General features: G+C 54.2%; 21 protein-coding genes and 1 other RNA gene. 2 read left to right on the forward strand and 20 right to left on the reverse strand.

What is annotated here, in order from left to right:
- Window positions 1-2: 2 nt before the first annotated feature.
- From B5G27_RS05690 to B5G27_RS05730, 9 genes are all read right to left on the reverse strand, one after another.
- A complete protein-coding gene (locus B5G27_RS05690) occupies window positions 3-596 on the reverse strand; it encodes a V-type ATP synthase subunit E (protein WP_087177964.1) in 594 nt (197 codons plus the stop codon).
- A gap of 18 nt (window positions 597-614) precedes the next feature.
- A complete protein-coding gene (locus B5G27_RS05695) occupies window positions 615-1,100 on the reverse strand; it encodes a V-type ATP synthase subunit K (RefSeq protein WP_087177965.1) in 486 nt (161 codons plus the stop codon).
- Window positions 1,097-3,148, reverse strand: a complete 2,052-nt coding sequence (locus B5G27_RS05700) for a V-type ATP synthase subunit I (RefSeq protein ID WP_087177966.1) — start codon at window positions 3,146-3,148, stop codon at window positions 1,097-1,099. The genes B5G27_RS05695 and B5G27_RS05700 overlap by 4 nt, the downstream gene beginning before the upstream one ends.
- 51 nt (window positions 3,149-3,199) lie before the next feature.
- A complete protein-coding gene (locus tag B5G27_RS05705) occupies window positions 3,200-3,508 on the reverse strand; it encodes a hypothetical protein (RefSeq protein WP_087177967.1) in 309 nt (102 codons plus the stop codon).
- Window positions 3,509-3,718: 210 nt separating this feature from the next.
- Complete coding sequence (locus B5G27_RS05710; RefSeq protein WP_087177968.1) at window positions 3,719-4,210, reverse strand: tRNA (cytidine(34)-2'-O)-methyltransferase; 492 nt, start codon at window positions 4,208-4,210, stop codon at window positions 3,719-3,721.
- Window positions 4,211-4,227: 17 nt separating this feature from the next.
- Window positions 4,228-5,400 carry an aminotransferase class I/II-fold pyridoxal phosphate-dependent enzyme gene (locus B5G27_RS05715; protein WP_087177969.1) on the reverse strand — a complete coding sequence of 391 codons (1,173 nt, stop codon included), beginning with the start codon at window positions 5,398-5,400 and terminating at the stop codon, window positions 4,228-4,230.
- Complete coding sequence (locus B5G27_RS05720; protein ID WP_087177970.1) at window positions 5,400-5,903, reverse strand: Lrp/AsnC family transcriptional regulator; 504 nt, start codon at window positions 5,901-5,903, stop codon at window positions 5,400-5,402. Before B5G27_RS05720 ends, B5G27_RS05715 begins: the two co-directional genes overlap by 1 nt.
- Window positions 5,904-5,961: 58 nt before the next feature.
- Window positions 5,962-7,014, reverse strand: coding sequence for an AIR synthase-related protein (locus tag B5G27_RS05725; protein ID WP_087178158.1), 1,053 nt, complete (start codon window positions 7,012-7,014; stop codon window positions 5,962-5,964).
- Between the two features lie 182 nt (window positions 7,015-7,196).
- Window positions 7,197-8,912, reverse strand: a complete 1,716-nt coding sequence (locus B5G27_RS05730) for a B12-binding domain-containing radical SAM protein (protein ID WP_087177971.1) — start codon at window positions 8,910-8,912, stop codon at window positions 7,197-7,199.
- Window positions 8,913-9,026: 114 nt separating this feature from the next.
- Between B5G27_RS05730 and ffs the strand changes: the two genes are divergently transcribed.
- Window positions 9,027-9,288: signal recognition particle sRNA large type (gene ffs / locus B5G27_RS05735), an RNA gene on the forward strand.
- Window positions 9,289-9,344: 56 nt separating this feature from the next.
- Here ffs and tadA read toward each other — a convergent pair.
- A complete protein-coding gene (tadA, locus tag B5G27_RS05740; protein ID WP_087177972.1) occupies window positions 9,345-9,878 on the reverse strand; it encodes a tRNA adenosine(34) deaminase TadA in 534 nt (177 codons plus the stop codon).
- 85 nt (window positions 9,879-9,963) lie between these two features.
- Here tadA and B5G27_RS05745 point away from each other — a divergent pair, with 85 nt between their 5' ends.
- Window positions 9,964-10,839, forward strand: a complete 876-nt coding sequence (locus B5G27_RS05745; protein ID WP_087177973.1) for a DUF6128 domain-containing protein — start codon at window positions 9,964-9,966, stop codon at window positions 10,837-10,839.
- On the opposite strand, the gene B5G27_RS05750 is transcribed toward B5G27_RS05745, so the two are convergent.
- From B5G27_RS05750 to B5G27_RS05795, 10 genes are all read right to left on the reverse strand, one after another.
- Complete coding sequence (locus B5G27_RS05750) at window positions 10,815-12,221, reverse strand: deoxyguanosinetriphosphate triphosphohydrolase (RefSeq protein WP_087177974.1); 1,407 nt, start codon at window positions 12,219-12,221, stop codon at window positions 10,815-10,817. The two genes, B5G27_RS05745 and B5G27_RS05750, sit on opposite strands and share 25 nt — an antisense overlap.
- 124 nt (window positions 12,222-12,345) lie before the next feature.
- Window positions 12,346-13,485, reverse strand: a complete 1,140-nt coding sequence (locus B5G27_RS05755; RefSeq protein WP_087177975.1) for a hypothetical protein — start codon at window positions 13,483-13,485, stop codon at window positions 12,346-12,348.
- 164 nt (window positions 13,486-13,649) lie between these two features.
- The gene (locus B5G27_RS05760; protein WP_087177976.1) at window positions 13,650-14,450 is read right to left on the reverse strand and encodes a M15 family metallopeptidase; all 801 of its coding nucleotides are present in this window, start codon (window positions 14,448-14,450) and stop codon (window positions 13,650-13,652) included.
- Window positions 14,447-15,073 (reverse strand): 4'-phosphopantetheinyl transferase family protein, encoded by a 627-nt coding sequence (locus B5G27_RS05765; protein WP_087177977.1) that lies wholly within the window; start codon window positions 15,071-15,073, stop codon window positions 14,447-14,449. Before B5G27_RS05765 ends, B5G27_RS05760 begins: the two co-directional genes overlap by 4 nt.
- Window positions 15,074-15,075: 2 nt before the next feature.
- Window positions 15,076-16,695 carry a bifunctional diguanylate cyclase/phosphodiesterase gene (locus B5G27_RS05770; protein WP_087177978.1) on the reverse strand — a complete coding sequence of 540 codons (1,620 nt, stop codon included), beginning with the start codon at window positions 16,693-16,695 and terminating at the stop codon, window positions 15,076-15,078.
- A 206-nt stretch (window positions 16,696-16,901) separates the two neighbouring features.
- A complete protein-coding gene (locus B5G27_RS05775) occupies window positions 16,902-17,525 on the reverse strand; it encodes a DUF47 domain-containing protein (RefSeq protein ID WP_087177979.1) in 624 nt (207 codons plus the stop codon).
- Window positions 17,526-17,557: 32 nt separating this feature from the next.
- Window positions 17,558-18,610 (reverse strand): inorganic phosphate transporter, encoded by a 1,053-nt coding sequence (locus B5G27_RS05780; RefSeq protein ID WP_087177980.1) that lies wholly within the window; start codon window positions 18,608-18,610, stop codon window positions 17,558-17,560.
- Window positions 18,611-18,901: 291 nt separating this feature from the next.
- The gene (locus tag B5G27_RS05785) at window positions 18,902-20,611 is read right to left on the reverse strand and encodes an extracellular solute-binding protein (RefSeq protein WP_087178159.1); all 1,710 of its coding nucleotides are present in this window, start codon (window positions 20,609-20,611) and stop codon (window positions 18,902-18,904) included.
- A 5-nt stretch (window positions 20,612-20,616) separates the two neighbouring features.
- Window positions 20,617-22,311, reverse strand: a complete 1,695-nt coding sequence (locus B5G27_RS05790; RefSeq protein WP_087177981.1) for a sensor histidine kinase — start codon at window positions 22,309-22,311, stop codon at window positions 20,617-20,619.
- Entirely contained in the window at window positions 22,292-23,833 is a 1,542-nt protein-coding gene (locus B5G27_RS05795; RefSeq protein ID WP_087177982.1) for a response regulator transcription factor, read from the reverse strand. The genes B5G27_RS05790 and B5G27_RS05795 overlap by 20 nt, the downstream gene beginning before the upstream one ends.
- Window positions 23,834-23,842: the final 9 nt, after the last annotated feature.

Here is a 23,842-nt window from a genome sequence, read left to right on the forward strand (position 1 = left end):
GATCATCCGAACAAAAGCCGGTTTATCCTGTCAGACAGTTCCTCTCTCTTTGCGCGGAACACTGCCTTGATCGTACAGTTTTCTTCGATGCCGCCGTACACGAGCAGGAAACCGCCGTCAATGCCGCGGGGGTCGCGGGAAACGGTAAGGCTTCCGCCTTTTTCCGCGGCGATCGTCCGGATCCTGCCTGCAAAGCCTTCGGGCATACGCTCCAGATCCTTCCGGGAGAAACAGATCTCCCCTTGTTCCGGGAGGACGTATTTTTCAAGCAGCTTCTCCAGCAGCCCGAAATACTCCTCTTCCTCCATGGCAAGCACTGCGTCATAAGCTTTCTCCAGCACTGCGCTGATCACATCCTGCCTGGCCGCCAGGAATGCCTGCTTCCTGCGCATATCCGACGAGGAAGCCGCGCGTTTTGCGTACTCCCCGGCGTCACGCCCTGCCTTTTCCCGGATCTTCTCCGCCTCAGCGCGGGCGCGCCCCTCAGCAGCCGTTACCGCCGCCTCAGCGTCCGCCTGCGCTTTCGCGAGGATCTCCTGCGCAGACTGCTCTGCCTCCCCGAGGATCCGGGATTTCATTTTATCCAGTCCACTCATGCTCTTCCTCTCCTTCTGTTATACCTGGATCCCGTTCACTGCCAGGAAGGAGACAAGGAGCGCGAGGATCGCGTATGTCTCTACCATGGCCGGGAACAGCATCGCCTTACCGAACTGCTCCGGCTTCTTCGCCACGATGCCGATCGCGGCAGCGGCTGTCTTCCCCTGTGAGATCCCGGATAAAAGTCCTACGATCCCGATCGGGAGGCATGCCGCAAGGATCAGAAGCCCTGTGGTCACGGACACATCCGCCACGCCTCCGCCCAGGATCCCGATCTTGGACAGTGTGATAAAGCCTACCAGCAGTCCGTAGAGTCCCTGCGTACCCGGAAGGAGCTGGATGATCAGCACCTTTGCGAATTTACTGGGATCTTCTGTGACGACCCCTGACGCTGCCTGTCCCGCGATGCCCACGCCGATGGCGGAGCCGCACCCCGCAAAAAGCACTGCCACAGCCGCGCCCAGGAGCGCGTAGACGATTCCTAAATCACTTAAGATATTCATGGTATAGTTTCCTCCTTAACATCTGCATATTTTGTATTTTCTTTAAAAGGCTCGAACGGACGCCCGCCGCCCTCATAAAACTTTCCGAAAAATTCCACAAACTGTAAACGGTTCGTATGCACATACGCGCCCAGCAGATTGATCGCCAGGTTGAGCGTATGCCCGGCCAGGAAGATCACAATGAAAAAGATCACTCCCACGATGTTATCCGGCAGCATGCTCCCCATCTGGTTGATGACCGACGCGATGACCCCGGTCGCCAGCCCCAGCGCCAGCAGACGCGAATACGAGAGCACGTCGCTCAGCCAGCCTGTGATATTGTAGAGATCGTACGCCCCCAGCGCGATCCTGAGCGCAGGGTTTTTCTTATCCCTCCCGGACATGAGCACGATGCCGATGGCTCCGGCCGCTGCCAGGATGCCTGCCAGTGTATTGAGCCATCCCGGGAATACGATCTGCGTCTGCGCGATGGATGCAAAGATATCGCTGGGAAGGAGCATCAGGATCAGCCCCACGAGGAGCATGAACCAGAGCACCACGTCGCAGAAGAAATCCATGACTTTCCCGTCCCGCAGGCAGAGATACCCTTTGATCCCAAGTCCCGTGAACAGATGGATCACGCCGAACAGCAGCGAGAATACCAGCAGTTTCATCGGGTCATTGAGCGGGATGAACCAGAGCGCGGGCACAGTCACCGCTGTCCCGAAAAATTTCTCTGATACGATATCCACGATATTCCCGAAATATCCGCCGAACAGGATCCCCCACACCAGGGTGGAGAGCCCGCAGTAGAAGAACAGTTTCAGCGATTTCTTCATTCCCGGGGACATCCGGGGGAATTTCCGCACCAGGACCGCGCAGACCACCGCCACGATCGCCCCGTACGCCGCGTCCGAGAGCATCATCCCGAAGAAAAACACGTAGAAAAATGACATGATCGTTGTCGGGTCCAGCTCTCCTTTGTGGGGGAGACCGTAGGACTCTACTACGCCTTCCATGTTCATAGAGAACGGATTATTCTTTAAGATGACCGGGGGCTCCTCGTCCTCTTTCAGATCCTCGATATCCACCGCGCAGTCGTACCGCTCCGACAGCCAGCTTTCCACATGCCCTGCCTCGCACTGCGGGATGTAGCCGCTGATCACGAACGTCCTCTCCGACTGGGGCAGCTCTCCGAGCACTTCATATTTGTCCGCCCGCACACGGTAATAATCCGCCGCGATCTTGATCTCCGTCCTGTGCTCTGACAGCTCCCGGATCTGTTCCTCGATCTCTGCTGTCTCCGCCGCGCAGGTCTTTTCCTGCTGTTCCAGTTCTTCTCTCTCCTCAGCGGGCGTTTTCTCCCAGGTCTGCGCCGGCCTTGCAAATCCCGCGCTCCTGAGCGCGTCTTCCACCGCCTGAGCGTCCTCTTTCAGGCAGGCCACCGCGAGATAGACCATGCTCTGCTCTGAGGAGATAAGCCGGATATCCGCGCCCACAGCATCCGGCGCTTTTTCTGCGATCACTTCATAGATGGAATCCAGCGTTGTGCCTCCGGGCATCGTCCCCGGGAACAGGACCGTCCGCTTCGTCGCACTGTCCTTAAGGGGCACATCCAGTGACATCCAGGGCGCCAGGCCTTCGATGCTGTTGCGTATCCGCACCGCCTCCGCCAGCTTCTCCGCGTGCTCCCGGTCCAACCCGCAGATCTTCTTTGCGGTCCTCAGGATCTCTCTTCGGTTTTCCTCGATTTCCAGTGCCTGCCCCCGTCCGATCAGGAGCTTGCCCTCAAGGGCGGCAAACACGGACTTCTTCTCCGGGACATACCGCTCCAGCACGTCCAGCGCCTGGTCCGCCGCCGCGGCCGCCCTCTCGAATCCGGCTTTCTGTCCCGCGGTATCCATTTTGCGGAAATACCCGTCCCCGCCGACACCGTCTCCGCCGACACTGTCCCCGCCGACAGCGATGTCGACTTCCAGAACGCCCAGGCTCTGCAGCTTTTCCAGGATCGCCTTTCGGTCTTTCTTTAAAGCGCAGATGCTGATCCTCTGCATCTTAAGTACCGACATACCATCATCCCTCCCTTACTTCTTTCTTTTCCCTTTCCGACAGGGTTATGCTCACACGAGCAGTGAGAGAGCCAGGCTGACCGCCTCCTGTTCTCTTCTGAGCGCTGTCTCTTTCAGTTCCCTGACCGCCTGCTCTGTCTGCTCATCGGTCCGCATCTCCTCGCGCCTCGCTTCCTCCTTCGCCTGCTCTTCCAGGGCAAGGGCCTCTGTTCTCGCTTCCCGCAGGATCTCCTCAGAGATGTCTGCCGCTCTTTTCTCCGCCTCTTCAAAGATCTCCCGGCTCTTCTGCTCCGCCTGCCTTACGATCTCATCCGCCTGCTCCTCGGTCTCACGGATCGACCGGATCGTCTCTTGTACCATGGCTTTCCACCACCTTTCCGTCAGACTCCGTCCTCTCAGACTTCCTGTCCCCTTAGTTTTTCCAATCCTTCCTGTTTCATGCAGGTCATAATCTTAGCACAATCTTAACACTCGAGTCCACCCCATTATATACCAGCCCCGCAGAATATTCAAAACATTTATAAGAATATTTAAGATATATTTATTATTTATACTAATAAAAGACCTGCTTCACCATTTCAGGCGATGCAGGTCTCCTTCCGTTTCCATTCCTTTAAATCCATTCTGGCGCAGCGCTTCATACAGAATAATGGCGGCGGAATTGCCGAGGTTCAGCGACCGGATATCTCCTATCATGGGGATCCTCACACAGTTTTCCTTATTCTCCACGAGGATTTCCTCCGGGATCCCGGCACTCTCTTTCCCGAACATAATGTAGCAGTCCGGCTCATAGGCGGCCTCTGTGTATACCTTCTGCGCTTTTGTCGTCGCCATATAGATCTTTGCCCCGGGATTTCTGTAGAGAAAATCCTGGTAATCAATATAGGTTGTCACGTCCAGGGATTTCCAGTAATCCATCCCCGCACGTTTCAGCGCCTTTTCCGAAAGGCTGAATCCCAGCGGCTCGATCAGGTGCAGCCTCGCCCCTGCCGCCACGCAGGTCCTTCCGATATTTCCTGTATTCGCCGGTATCTCCGGCTCCAGGAGTACAATATTCAGCATAGCCGGTCCACGCCCCTTTACTCTTGCTCTTTCCTGAGCTTCCGGATAAAGTTCTCCAGACGCCCGAGCGCTTCTTTCAGGTCTTCCAGGGAATATGCGTAGGAGATCCTTAAAAATCCCTCCCCGCACTCGCCGAAGGCAGTTCCCGGGACGACCGCCACTTTCTCTTCTTCCAGGAGTCTTGTGGCGAACTCCTCCGAGGACATGCCGAATTCCCGGATGCTCGGGAATACATAGAACGCGCCGAAGGGCTCGAAGCACTCCAGCCCCATCCTTGCGAACTCATGCATAAGGAAGCGTCTCCTCTGGTCGTAGGACTTCCGCATCTCCTCCACTTCATCTTCACAGTTCCTCAGGCCTTCCACCGCCGCGTACTGGCTGTTCGTCGGCGCGCACATGATGGCGAACTGATGGAGCTTTGTCATCTGCTCAATGAGAGCCTTCGGTCCGCAGCAGTACCCGAGCCTCCACCCGGTCATTGCGAAGCCTTTGGAGAACCCGTTGATCACCAGCGTCCTCTCCCGCATTCCCGGAAGAGACGCGATGGATACGTGCTGTGTGCCGTAGGTGAGCTCTGAGTAGATCTCGTCGGACATGACATAGAGGTCATGCTCTTTTACGAATTCCGCCACAGGCTCCAGATCCTCTTTTGTCATGATCGAGCCTGTCGGATTGTTCGGGAACGGCATGATCAGGATCTTTGTCCGCTCCGTCGTATATTTTTCCAGATCCTCCACTGTGAGCTTGAACTCATTTTCCGCCTGGAGCGGCACTACCACGGGCACGCCGTCCGCCATGACCGTGCACGGCAGGTAGGACACATAGCTGGGCTGCGGGATCAGCACTTCGTCCCCCGGATCCAGCATGCACCTAAGCCCCACATCGATGGCCTCACTCCCGCCGACTGTGATCAAAGTCTCTTTGAGCGGATCGTACGAGACGTGGATCTTGCGCTCCAGATAACGGCAGATCTCCTGCCTCAGTTCCTTTAAGCCTGCATTGGATGTATAAAATGTCTTGCCTTTTTCAAGTGTAAAGATGCCTTCCTCCCGGATCCGCCACGGCGTGTCAAAGTCCGGTTCCCCCACTCCCAGGGAGATCGCGTCCTTCATCTCATTTGCCACGTCGAAGAACTTGCGGATCCCGGAAGGCTGTATATCAACGATCTTTTTTGATAATGGATTTCTCATTACAGTGTCACCGATATCCTTTCTGATTCTTTCTTCGTCACCATGACCGTGCCGTGGTCCTTATATTTCTTCAGTATAAAATGCGTCGCCGTGCTCAGGACCCCGTCCAGCGGGGACAGCTTCTCTGACACGAAGCGCGAAACTTCTTTCAGTGTCTTCCCTTCCATTGTCACCAGCAGATCATAGCTGCCGGAGATCAGGTACACCGCATATACCTCCGGGTAATTGTAGAGGCGCTCCGCGATCCGGTCGAAACCTCTGTCCCTCTGGGGTGTGACGCGCACTTCGATCAGCGCGGTCACCGTCTCGACGCCGGTCTTGTCCCAGTCGATCAGTGTGTGGTAGCCGCAGATGATCTTTTCCTTCTCCATCTCCGCCATCTCGTTCGCCACATCTGCCTCTTCCGCTCCCAGCAGGACCGCCAGTTCCCCGAGGTCTACCCGGCTGTGTTTCTCGATATATTTCAGGATCTCAATCCTGAGGGCTTCTTTTTTTTCATTCATAGCAATTCCTCCCGCATTCTGTTTTTCTGTAACTTTTATACTGATCTTTCCTGTTTCTCTATTTTCTCTGTCTTGATCTCATCTGATCCTGTTTCCGCCGCGCCTGCCAGAGCTCCAGCTCATCCGGCGCCGGCCTGTCCAGATATCTTACTTCTTCTCCGCTTGTGATCACACGCGCGTTCTGCGCCTTTATGACCCCAAGCCTGACGGCTCGCGCCCCCGCCTTTTCCAGGATCTCTATCACACGCCCGGCATCCTCTGTCACGATGAGGAAGCTTCCGGACGACGCCATCTGGTACGGGTTCAGCCGGTAGAACTCACAGATCTCCACAGTCTCCTGCCGGATGCTGATGGATGACATATCCGCCTCAAACCCGGTGCGCAGCGTCTCCGCCATCTCCCACAGCGCCGCCAGGATCCCGCCGCTCCCCGCCTGGAAGACCGCCGTAATATCCGGCATGCCTGCCGCCCGGTCTGACCCGCACTCCTTCTCCCGGAAGAGCGCGAGGATCTGCCCCGGCGTCACCAGCCTGTCAGACAGTTCGCCCGCCTTTCTCAGAAAATCCGGGATAAACCGGGTTCCGGGCTCATCTCCCGCCTCGTCCAGGATCCGGAGCATCCCTTCCAGCCCGGCGTATCCGCAGAATACGATTTCCTGCCCTGCTGCAGGCTTCCGGATCCCTATCCTGCCGTCCTTTCCCGCCGCAGCCGCAAAGACGATGATCCGCTCCGCCGCGCAGGATGTCTCCCCCTGAAACGCCGTCACCTGGAGCCCCATCCTGTCACAGGCTTCCTCAACGCCCGCTGCGACGGCCTTCAGATCCTCTTCCTCCGCCTCCGGCGGGAACAGGACCCGCACGGATACGCAGGATGCGGCCACACCTTTTGCCGCCAGCTCCCCTGCCGCGTGCAGGACCGCATAATATCCGGTACGCGCGGAATCCCCCGCAGCATGGGCGTCTGCCCACAAAAAGGAACCTCCGCTTTCATCCGCGATGCCGGAACACTCCTCCCAGGGCGACGGCCCGAACAGCACGTCTTTCCCTCTGTCATGCAGTTGTCTCCTGACAGAACGCTGCCATGCGGTCTGTGTCAGTCTGCCGTATCTCATCTCTCCGCTGCCTTTCTTTACTGCCCTCACTGCCTGCCCTGTGTCTTTCCAGGCTCCGTCATTTCCCCATGTCCTCACGCGATATACGGAAGGACCATAGTCAGCACCATTGCCGCCACGATCACGATGATAATGGCTGATATGATGCGCCTGACTCTTTTATCATAAAAATTCATGGATCTTTACTCCTTTATTTCGTAAACTGCCGCGTCTCCTGTAAGGGGATCCCTCTTTCTGTAATCAAACAGGAGGAGTTTCCCGCCCAGCCGCTCCAGATGGGTCATCTTCCGCATCTGCCTGCCGTCATATCCTTCATATCCTTTCAGATAGCGGCGCTCCTGCGCTTCTTTTTTATAGAACGTGGCAGCCTCTTCCTTGTCTGTCTGCCCCGCCCCGAGAAACGCGGGCCGGTTTTTCACATTATCCCTCAAATACAGGTCCAATGTCAACCACTCTGTAAATTCTTTCTTCTCCGCCTCATCCGCCAGATAATGTCCGGCAAACCGGCTGAGGATCTCATAGCGCGCGAGACGGGAGTGCTGTACTCCCAGGAGTCCGTTTTCTTCATAATATCCCGCCAGCGCCTCATACATGGAAAACGGCGTCCCGAACTTTCCGAGCAGGTATTCCATTGTATGCCGGAACTGCCCGCTGTTATAATAGACTTCTGTCATTTCTTCCACTCGTTTCAGCCAGATGATTTCCCCATATGACAGCCACTTTGTCCTCAGCACCTCATAGGGCGGGCGGTCCTGATACAGGAGCCCGTACTCCTCTGTCCGCTCATGCATAAGAGAGCCTTTGAGCACTTTCAAAAAGCCGAGCTGGAGCTGCTCCGGCTTCATGGCGTACACCGTGTCAAAAGACCGCGCGAAGCTCTCGTATCCCTCAAAGGGCAGCCCCGCGATCAGGTCCAGATGCTGATGCACATTCCTGCCCTCACGGATCCGCTCCACGCTCTCCCTGACCCGTTCCAGATCCATGGTCCGCCTGATCTCCCTGAGGGTGTCCCTGTTCACGGACTGCACGCCGATCTCCAACTGGATCAGCCCCGGGCGCATACTCCGGATCAGCCGGATCTCATCCTCGTTCAGCAGGTCCGCAGCCACCTCGAAATGGAAGTTCGTGATCCCTCTGTCATGTTCTTTAATATAGGTCCACACTTCCATGGCATGGTCATGGCGGCAGTTAAATGTCCGGTCCACAAATTTCACCTGCGGGACTTCATGGTCAATAAAAAACTGCAGCTCTTCCTTCACCACGCCAATGTCCCGGAACCGCAGGCATTTATCTACGGACGACAGGCAGTAACTGCACGAGAACGGGCATCCCCTGCTCGACTCATAGTAAATGATGCGGTTTTTAAAAGCCCCGATATGGCCATAGGCGAACGGCACGCTGCTCAGGTCCAGGACAGGGCGCAGCGGGTTCTCCCGGATCTCCCCGCTTTCGTCCCGGTAAACGATGCCTTTTATTTCTGAAAGATCCCCCTCTCTGTCCCCGCGGCCCTGCTGTTCCCAGTACCCCATCAGCTCCAGGAAGGTTGCTTCCCCCTCCCCGCACATGACGCCTGCCACGCCGGGATATCTCCGCAGGGCATCCGCCGCGTCATAGGACACCTCGGGTCCTCCCAGCCAGATCTGTGTATGAGGCAGGATCTTCGGCACTTCCGCCGCGATCTGTCCCACATACGGGATATTCCACAGATAGCAGGAAAGACACAGCACATCCGGCTGCCTTAAATAAATATCCGTCAATATGTCATCGATCGTCTGATTGATCGTATATTCTGCGATCTCTGTCTCCCCGCAGTACTCCTGCGCGTACGCCCGCAGGCTGTACACCGCCAGATTAGAGTGGATATATTTGGCGTTCACCGCCGCTAAAAGCACTTTCATTCCCAAAGCTCCGTTTCTTTCGTCATACATGAGATTTTAGCACTAAACACGATATGAGGCAAATGTGGATCCGCGCCCATTGACATTTCAGAGAAAACCATGTAAAATTAAGACTCGTGCAGCCGGGGTGTTAGCGGTACCTTGTACCTGCAATCCGCTATAGCAGGGGTGATATTGCGCAGAGGGCGGCAGCCGGCAGAGCTGCCCCCGGAAAGTGGCGTTGATGTCCGGGTCTCACGCGACGGGAACCTGTGAACCGTGTCAGGCCGGGAACGGAGCAGCACTAAGCAGGAGCTCCCGGGTGCCGTGAGGGTGCCTGGGCTGAGTTAACTGCCGGGGTAACGTCTGTTGGCCAAGTTCGAAGCGCAATGCACGCAAAAAAGAGACTTAAAGGAGAGCAGCGTCCTGATATGGACCGCCGGCTCTCCTTTTTCATTCCGCCAGGCTCTTCTTCCGCATCTTCTGCTTCATGCGGAGTTCTTTAAAAAATGTCTTCATCAGCATGCTGCACTCTTCTTCCAGAACCCCTGTCTCAAGCTGTACCTGATGGTTAAACTCTTTCATGTCCAGAAGGTTCAGGATCGATCCCGCGCATCCCGCTTTCGGGTTCATGCATCCCACTACAACTCTCGCGATGCGCGCCTGTACGATCGCCCCCGCGCACATCTGGCACGGCTCCAGCGTCACATACAGGGTACATTCTTCCAGCCTCCAGTCCCCGGTCTTTCTGCTTGCCTTCTTTATCGCAGTGATCTCTGCGTGGGCGAGAGGATCCTTATCTGTATTTCTCCTGTTATACCCTCTCCCTATGACTTTCCCATCGCGGACGATCACGCAGCCGATGGGCGTCTCTTCCAGGTCGTATGCTTTCTTCGCCTGCCTGAGCGCCTGGCGCATATATTTTTCATCTGTCTTTTTCCGGATCTCAGCCGGATCTGTATTTCTTTCCTGCTGCGCTCTTCCCATAATATTCCTTTCCGCTCTGTTCTTTTTCTCTCTGCCCGCGAATACACTAGACTGAAAAAGACAAGACCAGAGGCAGTCATAATCTATGAATCCCGGTACATTTTATTTATACGAATACGAAAATAATAAACGCAGGCGGAATGTAGGCTTTATCAAGACAGCCCGGCATTACCGCTCATGCATCCTGCAGATCCACGCTGCAGGCATCCCGGCAGGCAACGGTGCATCACTGGAACTCTATGCCTTCTTCCTGAGCGGCCAGGATCTGATCGCAGAGCAGATCGCTGTCCTGAACTGCTTCAGGAGAAATATCTCCGCCCGCCTGCCCTTATCTGAAACAACCTTTCCCGAGGGGCGCCCTCTCTCGCAGATCGACGGGTTCCTCATCTGCCTGCCCGGGAACCGGCACACGCTTTTCTGGATGGCTTCGGACCTGTTCTTTGACGTGGATATCAGCCGGATGCGGATCCCGTCCCGGGAGCAGGCCTGCGCAGATATCCGCGCAGCCGGGGCAGCGGAACTCCCTGTCCGGTCCGAAACTTTGGTCCGTTCCGAGGCGCCGGCACAGCCTGACACTCCCGACTCTGCCGTGGCGTCGCAACAGCCCGATACACCGCCCTCTTCCGCAGAGCCGGACCAGCCTTCCGCAAAAAAGATCGGGCGTTCGGACATTGCCCGTCTCCCCCGGAAATTCTGGCCGCTTGCAAACAACAGCTTCCTGCTCCACGGTTACCACAATTACAGCCATCTCATGCTGATCGAGGAAGGCGGGCGCGCATGGCTGGGCGTTCCGGGCATCTATTCCCCCCAGGAAGCGCGGGCTGCGGATCTGTTCGGATTCCCCAGATTTACCCGCTCCTTTGCCGCCTTCCCGGAGCTCGCCGAAGAGGAACGCAGCGCCAGCAGCGATTTCGGCCACTGGTGCCGGTGCGTAGGTCAGAACATCCCGTTCATTTCCTGATACAGGCGTTTCGCATAGCTGTCTGTCATACCGCACACATAGTCTGTCACGAGGAGGAGGCGCAGATAGAGCTTCTCCTCCTCACTTTTTCCCTCCGCCTGAAGCTTATACGCATTTTTATAGTTGTCAGAGATAAACGAGACTACCCGCTTATCGATCGTATCCTGAGGCTCTCCCGTATCATAATACAGGACCGCATGAACCAGCTTGTCCATCAGGTCATTCAGGATCGGAGATTCCGAAACTTCCATCTTGTAGATCGCCATTGAGGAAAAGACATGCCGGTATGCCATATCCCCCAGCAGGTCCATAAGTTTTTCCCCATAAGTGCCGTGGAAAAGGTCACAGCGGAACGTGCCGTCCATGATCCGGTCGTAGTTTGAGGTAAACCCGAAGGTCGCGCAGTTGATGAGGAACCCCTGGGCGCTTACGATCCAGTTCTTCACTGCGTAAGACTCCGGATCGCTCACCCCCTTCCCGAGCCCCCGCTCGTAGAGCTGGCGCAGTTTCTCAAGAGGCCGGAAAGGCGACTCAGGAATGGCTCTCTCCAGCTCTGCCAGCTCACGCTCCAGCGTATAATATGAGATAAATCCCTTCACAAACGCATCCTCGATATCCGCTGTCTTATACGCCAGGTCATCCGCAGCCTCCAGGATATAGGTCAGGGGATGCCTGTTATTCCCCGCCCCCGTGGCCTCTGTCACACTGCGGAAGATTTTCTCATCCGCCAGGTAATATCCCATTTTTTTCTCTTTTATATCGCTGCTTTTCTCATTGATCTCAGTGGAAGCCACAGGGTATTTGATGATCGTATTGAGGAGGGCGTATGTCAGGTTCATGCCGTGCTCGTCCACAAGATAATGCAGCCTTGTCACCAGGCGGAGCGCCTGGGCATTTCCCTCAAAATGGAGAAGATCCTGCTTCATCTGTTCATTCAGCAGATCCGTCACAGCACGGCCGCGGAACGTCAGTCGGGGCAGATTGCGCGCAAACCACTCCCTGATCGCGACCTCACCGAAATGCCCGAACGGCGGATTCCCGATATCATGGATCAGCCCGGCACATTCCAGTATGTGCGAGATGTCTTCTTTCATATAGGGGGCAAATCCCGAATTCCGCCTGTATTTCAGGATATTTTCCCCAATATTCTGTCCCAGGGATTTCCCGAGCGAGGAGACCTCCAGAGAATGGGTCAGCCTCGTCCTGATAAAATCGCTCTTATCGAGCGGAAATACCTGGGTCTTATCCTGAAGCCGGCGAAAGGACGCGCTCCCTATGATCCTGTGGTAATCTTTTTCAAACTCACTCCTGAGATCCGATGACCGCTGCTTATGCTGACTCTCGCGCTCCCTTTTCGCGGACAGGAGAGTTTTCCATTCCATTGCGGCTCCTCCTTCCTGATATGGTTCACCCCGCAGGCACTGCTGCGGGGTGAAGACTGTATTTTTACTCTATTTATTTTGCATCCGGTCCCGCAGACCATCCCGGTCTGTCGGCAGGCCTTTATCAGTCAAGATAGATCGGCGGCTCGTATGCTTTTCCGAGAAGTGCTTTTTTGCGCTCCTGCAGTCCGAGGAATGCCCATTCAGTCATATCTGTCCATTTGTGGATCGTGCGGTCATACACCTGTACATATCCGATCCTGGTCGGATGCATGCGCACGCTGTTGGACTGGTACTCTCTTCCGGTATATGGGTTGACCTCGCCCGCCGCCGCGTCTTCTTCCGCATCGTGCTGCGGGATCACAGGCTCGAAGTCATCCTCTTTCCTGCTGTCAGTCTCCGGCTGACGCTTATCCTGCACCTCTTCCGCCCGTACAGCATCCTGTGCGGACACGGTCTCTTCTTTTCTGTTTTCCTCCGATGCTGCCGCTGTATCTGGTTTCCCTGTATCTGACTTTCCTGCATCCGCAGCCACGCCCTGAGCTGTCTCTGTCTGTGCTTCCCCTTCCGGTTCTGCAGATGGCGCAGGCGTGTTCTTATGCTGTTTTCTCCTCAGGAAAAGACCGCCCCGCAAGAATCCCTCGCGCTTCGGCTTCTCCAGCTCTTTGCGGATCTCTTCCACAGGCTCTCCGGCTTTTACACTCTCTTCCAGCGCCGCCAGTTCCCTGTGCATGTCATAGAGCTCTCCGATCGTCATATCCCGCTCTCCTGCTCCAGGAGCCGGCTCTGCTTCCTGCCCTGACTCGATATCCGCCCTGAGCTCCACGGTTTCCTGCTCCGGCTCTGTCTCCGCCCTGAGCTCCACGGTTTCCTGCTCCGGCTCTGTCTCCGCCCTGAGTTCCACGATTTCCCGCTCCGGCTCTGTCTCCATCCTGAGCTCTGCGCTCTCCTGCTCCAACTCCATGTCCGCCCTGCGCTCTACGGCTTCCGTCCTTGCAGCGGCAGCTCTCTCCAGCGCGGCTGTGCTCCGCTGGGGCTGTGCGTCTACGGTCATGATGCTGAGGCGGAACGGGCATTCAAGGATCGATGCGATCATACGCATGTCCTGCTCCTGGAAATTATCCCTGCCAAGGCGCTGTGTAAGGTTCTGCCTTGACATCTTTTTCCCGGTCTTTTCTTCGATCAGCTCAGCAAGCTGTTTGATCGTCATCCCTTTTCTCCCCAGGATGATCTTGACTTGTTCCCCGAATGTTAAATCTTCCATGGCTGTTTTTCCTCCTTATGTATATCAATACTCACCCTCACACCTGCCACTCAAACGGGCAGGGTATGTACAATCATGATTTAGAAACAATATTGTTGCTTCATAAATCTATTTTTTACTGTTTTATTCTAACAAATCTGATTGTCTGCGTCAATAAACCTGACTTATTCCCCAAGGTACTCCTCCAGGGTAATATTCTGTTCGTGGATCTCTTTTGCAGCCGTTTCCCCCACATAGCGGTAATGCCAGGGTTCATATATAATCCCGGTCACATCTGCCTTTTCCGGCGGATAACGGAGAATGAATCCGTATTCCCAGCAGTGCTCCATCAGCCACTGCTGTTCCGCAGTCTCCCCCTGCCTGTCATCAAGCGCCTCATACTCAGAGGCAATGATGTCTACCGCCAGCCCGGTCGCGTGCTCGCTCGTCCCGGGTACTGCGACTGATTTCTTCGTCTCATCATACGCATTCAGCGGGGTATACCCCTGGCTGATCCAGTCCTGCATCGTCGCATTGAACACGGTCCTCTGCTGGTCATAAGAGCGGTAGGCTGACGCGACATACATGCTTAAGCCCGCCGCCTCGGCATCTCCAAGCATCTTTTCGAGGGGCTCCTTTATCCTGGCATCTACCGACCGCTCGCTCTCCACCTCATAAAGATCAGCCGGGATATAAGAGGTATCAAGAGGATGCGTCTCATTGACAAGGACAAGCATCCACCCGTCTTCTCCCCCTGAGAGGAGATCTGTATTGTTATGCGCGGCATTGTATTTGCTGATCTGGGACTGAAGCTCCCCAATCTCCTTTTCCAGCTTTGTCTGCTGTTTCTCAAATCCTTCTTCTTTCCCTGATATGATGATATTGGCAATAAGGACCGTAAACAGGATCCCCGCTACAGCCCCTGCGATCCCGCCGCCCAAAAATACTCTTCTGAGCCTCTGGTCAAGATTTACTTTTTTCCTCATAATTTCAACTCCGTATGCAGTCTGACATCAATCTCCCCGTCTGTTGAACACACTGCCATCCTGTAAGGCAGTCCCTGTATCTTATATTCGGCATAGTGGTACTGTTCCGGGAATTCTTCCGGCTGCCTGGTCAGTACCGGCGGTTCTCCCATGCGGATGCAGAAAGAATCCATCGGGAGAGCCATCCCCCTTCTGGTCGCCTTCATAAAACTCTCCTTTAAGACCCAGTACCTGTAGAAAAGCTCTGTCCTCGCTTCCTCTGTTCTTTCGCTGAAGATGGCTGCGTATTCCTCCCGGCAGAAAAAACGGGCTGCGATCTTTTCCTTCAGCGCACCGATCTTCTCCAGGTCGCACCCTACGCGTTCACTGCTTCCGTCCAGCTCTGCCGCGCACATGACGTATGTGCCGGAATGAGACAGATTAAACGCCGCACCGCTGTGCAGCCCATGCAGCGCCCGTATCTTTTCCCAGAGCATCCACGCGCCCACGCTCTGCACTTTCATTTCCACAGCGCGCAGCGCATCTGCTTTTTCCTTCCGAAAATCCGGGAGACGGTCATAATATTCCCTGTAACACCTGTCTTCACAGAGCGGCGTCACATCCGCGATCCACGCCCTGACCATATCTAGCCCCGCAGATAGCGGACTTCAAACGTCTCTATGGTGATCGGTTTATTAAAGAGCACTCCCTGCGCATGGTCGCACCCCAGCTCTCCCAGTACATTCAGCTGATCCTGGGTCTCGACCCCCGCCGCCTCGACAGACGCGCCGAGCTGCCGGCAGATATCGATCACTGCCTGCGCCACGATACGGCTCCGGCTGTTGCCCACGATATTCGTGATCAGGCTCTTATCCAGCTTCAGGGCATCAAATTCCATAAGAGACAGGATCGAGAAACTGGAATCTTTCGCGCCGAAATGATCCAGGATGACCCTGACATTGCCCTTCCGGATCTTGCTGCTCGTCTCTGCGAGCATCTCCTGGTTCATATCGCTGCCGGACTCTGAGACTTCCACTTCCAGATATTCACAGCGCACATGATATTTCTCGATGATCTTCAGCATCCTGTCCGCTACGCTTTCCTGCCTGAGGGTAGCTCCCGCGAAATTCACCGCAACAGGGATGAGAGGGATATCTTCAATCTCCCACCTGTGCAGCGTCCGGCACACTTCCTCGAACACGTAGAGATCCAGATAGTGGGACAGTTTCGTCTCTTCCAGCAGATTGATATATTTCCCCGGGTCAACGATCCCCAGATCCTTGTGATGGTAGCGCACAACTGCTTCCGCACCTGCGATCTGCTCTGTCTGCACATCCATCTTCGGGACAAGGCAGACGATAAAATTCCCATGCTCGATATCTTCCAGCAGGTCCTGCTTAATGATCGGCTCATGATGCCCCTTCTTCAGATTCTTATAATATTTTTTCTTTTCCTCGCGCATCATGACTTCCGCATTGCCGACCAGCTTGTCCACATCGATATCTACTTTTTCCCATGCATATCCCATGGCAACGAGCCCGAGGCTGATATTATCCAGCTTTGTATGGGCCGCATAGATCTGTTTTGTGAAATCCTCATAAGATGTATTTTCCACAAGGACAAGGTACTCATCCCCTGTCAGGCGGTAAACTTCACCGCTGCGGAAATATTCCTCCAGGACTTCGCCGACACGGATGACGACCTCGTCCCCATATTCCCTGCCAAATTCTTTATTAAAGTTCTTCAGTCCGTTGATATCGATGGAAAGAGCCCCAAGGGACGCCAGCTCCCTGTCAGCCACTTTATCGAGATAATCCACAAGGCTGTTGCGGTTCAGCAGTCCTGTAAGATCATCGTGGTAGCTCAGATATTCCTGCTGTTTCTGCATCTTCTGGAGAGCGATCGCCTGCGGGATATACGGAAGGAGCGCACGCATCAGGTCAAGGGTGCATCCTCCCCTGTGCACACCGGCGACAGCCAGTATCGCTGTCGTATCTTCACTGATCTGACGGAACACGCTGTAGCTGTCTGAAGTGGTATCCGTGATCTCTTCTTTCATCCAGCGCGGCTGCTGTTCTTCCGGGAGCAGCTTCAGCTTGTCCCGCTGCCACTCCACATTTTCCGCGCACCACTCATAGATTGTCTCGATATCGCCCTGCTCTTTTTCTATATAATAAGCGTACTCTGCGTCGTAATAATCACGCACTGTACCCAGCACGTCATTCATGATCTCCATAAGTGACCGTGGTTTATAACTATCGCTCATGTTTCTTCTCCCCTGCTGTATATGATTTCATAAATACCTGTTCCAATTATGCTGAAATTGCGCACAAAAAGTGTTTCCCTGCATGTAACAGGGCATTTTTATTTTAGTATACGCACTGTTAAAATGCAAGATAAACATCCCGAAAAACGGGACAGGACCGCGCGTCACTGCACGGTCCTTCCTGTTATCCCAGCCTGTACGGCAATTTATGAATTTTTCATAACCACGCTTTCCACTACATCCGCGACATGCTCACACGCATCCGCGCAGCGCTCCAGATAAATATAGATATCTCTCCACGCGATAATGCGGATCGGATCCTCGGACTCCGTGTACAGATCCCTCACATTCTGCATGAAAAGCTTGTCTGACTCTTCCTCCAGGTCATTGATGCGGATGATCAGGTTTTTAAGGTTTTTAGACCGCTTAAAGTCCTTGAACTCCACCAGCATTTCTTTGACTGCCTGGCAGCACCGGATCACCACGTCTGTCATTTTAAGGGCGCCCGGCTCGATCTCCTGTACATTGTTCATGTAGACCCTGAGCATGACATCCTCTACCTTATCTGTAATATTATCGATATTCTGGCTCAGGGACACGATATCTTCGCGCTCGATCGGCGGAAGGAATTCCTTCGCCAGGCGGTCCAGCACATCATGCTTCTTCATATCCGCGCTGTGCTCGATCTCGTGGAGCTGGTTCAGGCGCTCCTGGAGTCCCTCGGTACGGAAATCTTCCAGCGTCCCTTTGAGCATCTCCGCCGCGCGGCATGAATCCTCCGCGCACGCGATAAAATTATCAAAATAAAATGAATCCTGTTTCTTTGCCATTTTCCTTTCCTCCTATGTTTTTATAAAACCAGTTAAAATACCGCAATAAATATCTTCGCTACTACGAAACTGATCAGCCCGCATCCCGGGAATGTAAAGATCCAGGTGAGCATCATATCCTTGACCACGCCGAAATTGATGGCTGAGAGCCTCTTCACTGCCCCCACTCCCATGATGGCGCTGGTCTTTGTGTGCGTCGTGGACACCGGGATACCGAACACGCTGGAGAGCAGGAGGCATACCGCGCCCGCCAGGTCCGCGGAAAAGCCCTGGAACTTCTCCAGTTTGACCATGTCCATGCCCACGGATTTGATGATCTTCTCACCGCCTACGCTCGTTCCCACGCCCATGACAATGCTGCACAGGAGCATGAGCCACACTGGGATCAGCATGCCCTCAACGCTGCTCTGGCCGTTGCAGAACGCAATCCCCAGGAAAAGAACTCCGATAAACTTCTGTCCGTCCTGTGCCCCGTGCATGAAACTCATGAATGCAGCGCCGAAGATCTGCGCTCCCTTGAAAAAGCCGTCCGTCTTCCGCCTGTCTGCGGCAGCGCACAGGATGGTAATGATCTTACAGATGACCCATCCCATAAAGAAGCCGAGCGCCAGGCTGAGCACCAGGCCGTAAAGCACCTTTGCCCACTCGGCGAAATTGATCCCGCCGACGCCGTTATGTATCGCGATGGCAGCTCCCGACAGGCCTGCGATCAGGCTGTGGCTCTCACTCGTCGGGATACCGAATACAGAGGCAGCCACACTGTACACAACAATGGAAAACAATGCGGCGCACAGAGCGATCAGCGCTTCATTCGTCTCGCCGCCGAAATCCACCATGTTGCTGATGGTGGACGCCACCGCGCTGTTGATCTTCGTCATCACGAGCACGCCGAGAAAATTAAACACCGCACTCATCATGATCGCTGTCCGGACTTTCAGGCACCGGGTCGCGATGCATGTGGCGATCGCATTCGGCGCGTCGGTCCAGCCGTTTACAAATATAACTCCCAGTGTGAGCAGCACCGTGATCATAAGGACCGGGTTTGAAAACACCTGCTCACAAAAGCCAGAAAATGAAACTTCCATAACAATCTCCTTTTTTCTTTGACTCTCCTTCTCATTTGCATAAAACTTGTCTATAACTTATTTTTGCGCAAAAAAACAGCGCCCGGAAAACAAAACGTTCTCTGCGCATGCTGCGCGCAGATCCTGTATTCAGTCTTTCATTGTTTTCCTCCCGCTGTTTATTTTACTCATATTTAACCTAAATATAACATTCAGGTGTACAGCTGTCAATAAACGGATTTTTTTCCAGCCATTTTTCTAGCGGAATCATAGCGCCGGGAGATTCATTAAGAAAGAAGGCCGCCGCACAGCTCACTCCGTGCGACAGCCTTCTTCATAGGCGCTTCTGACTCTTTCCGTCAGTTCCGCCCCGCCGTTTTCATACCACTGCTCCACAAATACATCGAAATAGTCAAGCGGTTTTTCCCCCGCAATGATCTGCAGGAACGTCTCCCGCTCCAGATCCTGCAGTTCCTGCGGGATCTCCATATCCACATCCCCCATAAAAAGCGTTTCCTCATCCCTCATGCCGCCGGACGTCAGGACATCGACCGCAGTCACTCTTGACGCATATGCCGCCCACCCGGCTGCCGTTGTGAGATTCCCGCTGACAAACGACCGGCACGTGTCATAATATGACCGCTCCAGCCCCGACAGCTCTGTCAGGCTCAACTCATTTGTCAGCGCCTTCCTGATATTCTCACCCGACCGGTAAAGCGCATCCCGGTAATCGACATTAATATTCATCGGCCGGGCGGTCGGGTCCACATTGATCGAAAAGTATTCATTTACTTCCCTTGCATACCGGTTATCTTCATACCGGGAATAGTCAAAGATCGCGCTTACATATTTGCATACGATCTCCGGATGTTCATAGCCCTTTCTCACGACCACGTACATCCAGTCGTCATAGGATACGAAAGTGGGAACCTGGTTTTCCTGCTCCACGGTAAAGAAATACGGTTTCCAGTCTGCCGTATGGTCCGCGTCATAAGAGAGGATCAGCGGATTGTTCGGCGCCCACCAATGCCCGAAGATCGCCCCGCACTGACCGTTCGCGATCAGATCATCGATATTCTCGCTCTTTCTCAGGAGAAACCGTGAATCCAGCACCCCGTCCTCATACAGCCGGTTCAGGTACCCCAGAGCCTCCTTTGTCTCCGGCGTCAGGGAGCCGTACACAACTGTCCCGTCCCGGTCAAGGATCCAGTTTTCCGGACATGATCCGTGCATCGTAAAAATGGTATCCACTCCGTATGTCTCGCTCGATCCCGCGATCAGACCGATGCTGCAGGCCAGCCCGATCGTCTCATCGCCGCCCATCTTATTATCTTTGAACGCTTTGACGATATCCATTGCCTCATCCATCGTCTGCGGTTCTTCCAGCCCCAGCTCGCGGATCCAGTCGTCCCGCAGCCAGAGCATCATCGCCCCGTCGTCGATCACGGAGTTCGGGAGCGCATAGAGCTTTCCGTCAAATGTCGCCGATCCCAGCAGAGACTCTCCGTAGCTGTCATACATTTCTTTGATCGTATCTGTCGTACACTGTTCATAAACGTCCGTAAGATCCTCTACCAGCCCGCTCTCCACAAGCCGGATCAGGTTGTCCCTGCCGTTCACAACCATGACGTCCGGGATATCACGGTCCGATATCGCAGCCTCCAGCGCCTTTTCATAAGAGCCGTCCGCCTCCAGGGCGAATACATTCTCATTCTGGATATTCAGGACATTTTTCAGATATCTCGTATAGGCATTATCCTCATAGGTATCTCCGACCGGCAGATTCGCGTTATTCGCTCCCGCGACCTTTCCCAGCGTATAGGTTACTGTTTCCGGGTATTTCCCGAGCGGGGTGCCCGCCGCTTCGCGCCACTGCTCCTGGATCTCTGCCCGCTCATGCGCCATGTCTTCCGGCGGCTGTTCTTCGTCCTGCCTGATGTTTCCCCGCCAGGCCAGGACCGCGGCCAGTGCTCCCAATACGCATACTGCTGCGATCAGTACCGGCTTTTTATACTTTTTCATGCTGTTCATTTCTCTTCCTCTGCTCTCCTGGGTATCCTGATCTTAACACACGTACCGCCGCCCACACGGCTCGTGATCTCTACCCGCCCCTCATCTCCATACAGGACCTGTATCCGCTCCGCTACATTCCGAAGACCGTATCCGCTCGAATGGTACGTCAGGATCTCATCTGCTTTCTCCTGCTCCATGCCGGCTCCGTTGTCTTTTACTTCGAACAGCAGTCCGTCCGCATCTCCGACCGCCCGGATCCAGAGGATCTTCTCCTCCGTCTCCGCCACGTCAAGTCCATGATCAATGGCATTTTCCACCAGGGGCTGCAGGATCAGTTTCGGGATCCGGCATTCCATGATATCCTGATCGATCTCCTCCTCTGCCCGGAAACTGTCGTCATGCATAATGAGCTGGATCTTCAGGTACGCCCGGATATTACTGATCTCATTCTCCACAGATGTCATCGTCTCCCCGCGGTTCAGGCTCGTTCGGTAATAAGTCGACAGCGCCAGCGTCACTTTGCTGATATCGGCATTGCCCGCCTCGATCGCCTTCCAGTTTATGATCGAAAGGGAATTGTACAGGAAATGCGGGTTGATCTGCGCCTGCAGGGCACGCATCTCCGTATTCTGCAGAAGGATCTTGCTCTCATACACTTCCGAGATCAGCCGGTTCATCTCATCCATCATCCTGCGGAATGCACGGATCAGCACCCCCACTTCATCATCAGACTTGCTGCTTACCGTCACCTTTCGGAAGCCAAGCTGGATCTGGTTCATATTTTCCGTCAGGCGCTCCAGCGGTTTTACAATACTGCCCGCAAATAAGTATCCGATAAGTGTCAGCGCTATGATGCACAGTACAAGGATCGGAATACTCCGGAAGATCAGCTCCATCACGGCTTCCATAAAAAAGGTCCGCGGCTGATAGACACAGACCGTCCACCCTGTTTCTTCGATCTCTCCTGTAAAGCATCTGTAATGGTCCTGCAGGTATTTCAGCGACTCGGGATTCTCAGGTTTATATTTCCCCTCCTGCATCTGAAAGGAATACACGGTCTGCCCTGTCCGGTCTGTGATCAGTCCGCCCATATCCTCCGTCATACGGCTGACAAAAGGCTGCAGGATCGTATCATAGTCCAGACGCATGGACAGCACCGCTGTACTCTCCTCCCCCTCATAAAACCGCCTTGATACGATAAGCTCATTCTCCGCCCCCAGCCTGACCGTCCACTGCATATGCGAAGTATCATCCAGCCTGGAGTACCAGCTCTCTGATTCCGCTTCTTTGAGCGGCATCAGCATATCTCCGTGCGGGACTTCGATATTCTCCGCATACAGCGTAATGCCCCTGATCTCCTGATGATAGATCTGGGGCATCTGGAGCAGCGGGTCGATCACCCTGGTATACCTGAGATAAGTCTCATAATCCGAATCCGGTTCGGAGACAATGATATCCCTGAGTTCCTGGGAGTAGGACAGATAATCTACAAGGTTCTCATAGACCAGCGCCTGGCTGCCGATCGTATCAGAAGACTGCTCCACGATCCGGTACATATTTTCCTGCTCCTGCCCGCGGACTGTATCGATCATCCCGCTCAGGAAATAAACAGCGATGATGGCCACCGGCAGCAGCCCGGCCGCAAGAACAAGCCATGTGATCTTGTATCTGTATCTCAGATTTCTGAATTTACTTAAGATCCTCCTCATCCGCCGCCTGTCCTTTCCTGCATGATTCCGGAGACACTCCGTAAAACTCACGGAAACTCCGGCAGAAATATGTACTGCTGGAGAAGCCCACCTCTGAGCTGATCGCCGAAATCTTCATGTTCGTATTTTCAAGCAGTTCTTTCGCCTTGTTCATCCGGACTTCCCTCACATACCGGTTGATCGTCACACCGGTTTCTTCCTTAAACACAGTGCTCAGGTATCCCGGCGACAGGTACACCATAGCCCCCAGATGATCCGGGCTTAAGTTGCCCTCACTGTAATGATGCAGGATATAATTCTTCACCTGCGCGACCTCCCGGCGGATCCCATCCTGCTGTTCGCTCAGACAGGATTCAAACTCACAGACAGCATCGTCCACGATATCCAGGATATCTCCGATCTGCCTGCACCGGTAGATCCGTTCCACTTTTCTCGCCAGCGGCTTCTCTCCAAGCTCCGGGAACTCTTCGTAAATATCTTTTACAATCCCCGAGAAAACAAACTTTACGTACATCTCGGAAAACTTCTTTTCATGCCGGTACTTTTTCTCCAGTTTCCGGAAATCCTGACGCAGACGCACTGCGTCTTTATAGCGGATATCCCTGGATATCTGCTCAGTCAGCTCAGAGTCCGGCTCTGTCACAGGCGCTGCCGGATCGTCCGTCTCGCCATTGACCGCCACATGCTTCGCAGGCTGATAGAACTGTCCGCTCATCAGGCTTTCCAGTTCCTGGAATTCCGCCGGGAAATCCTGCCATCCCTGTACCCCGCGACTGACGGCGAAGTAGCATTCGCTGTCATACTGCTGGGCAAAGAACTGATACAGGCTCTCCGCAACTTGAGCATAGTCTGTATATTTCTCTGCAAATAAAAACAGAGACTCATTCGAATTCAGGTTAATATAGTAAAACTCCCTCTGGATCCTCTCTTTCAGATTCCCGATAAAATGCTCCTCTTCCGTCTCGAAAAACGCATTTGCCGAACCGGCCAGGATCATCCTTGTGCAGCGGTTGAGGATATCGCCCGGATCCTCCGTCAGCGCTTCCAGGTTCTCCCTGCTGCGCCCGCTCTCCGTATACAGCCACTCCAGAAGGAAATATTTCTTCAGATAATCTTCCTGACGGTCCTGCCTCTCACGGTCCGCCATATGCTCTCTGATATGTGCGGTCACCCGGCTCATCGTCTTATGGAATTCCTCCGGGTCCACCGGCTTCAGGACATAATCCACCACTCCGTACCTGAGCGCCTCGCGGGCATACGAAAAGTCATTGTACCCGCTGAATATGACGATCTCCACTTCCGGATAATTTTCCTTTACATGAGCGGACAGTTCCAATCCGTTCATATAAGGCATCTTCACATCCGTCAGAAGCAGGTCAACATGATGAGAGGCAAGAACGCCCAGCGCATCCTTGCCATTCACCGCTTCTATGATCTGGAATTCCTCTTTCTCCCGTTTCAGCAGGAATTTAATCCCGTTCCTCTCCAATTTTTCATCATCTGCTATCAGAATCGTCAGCATTTGTAACCA

The organism is Lachnoclostridium sp. An76, from assembly GCF_002161355.1.
In the GTDB taxonomy this organism is placed as follows: Bacteria; Bacillota; Clostridia; order Lachnospirales; family Lachnospiraceae; genus Mediterraneibacter; species Mediterraneibacter caccavium.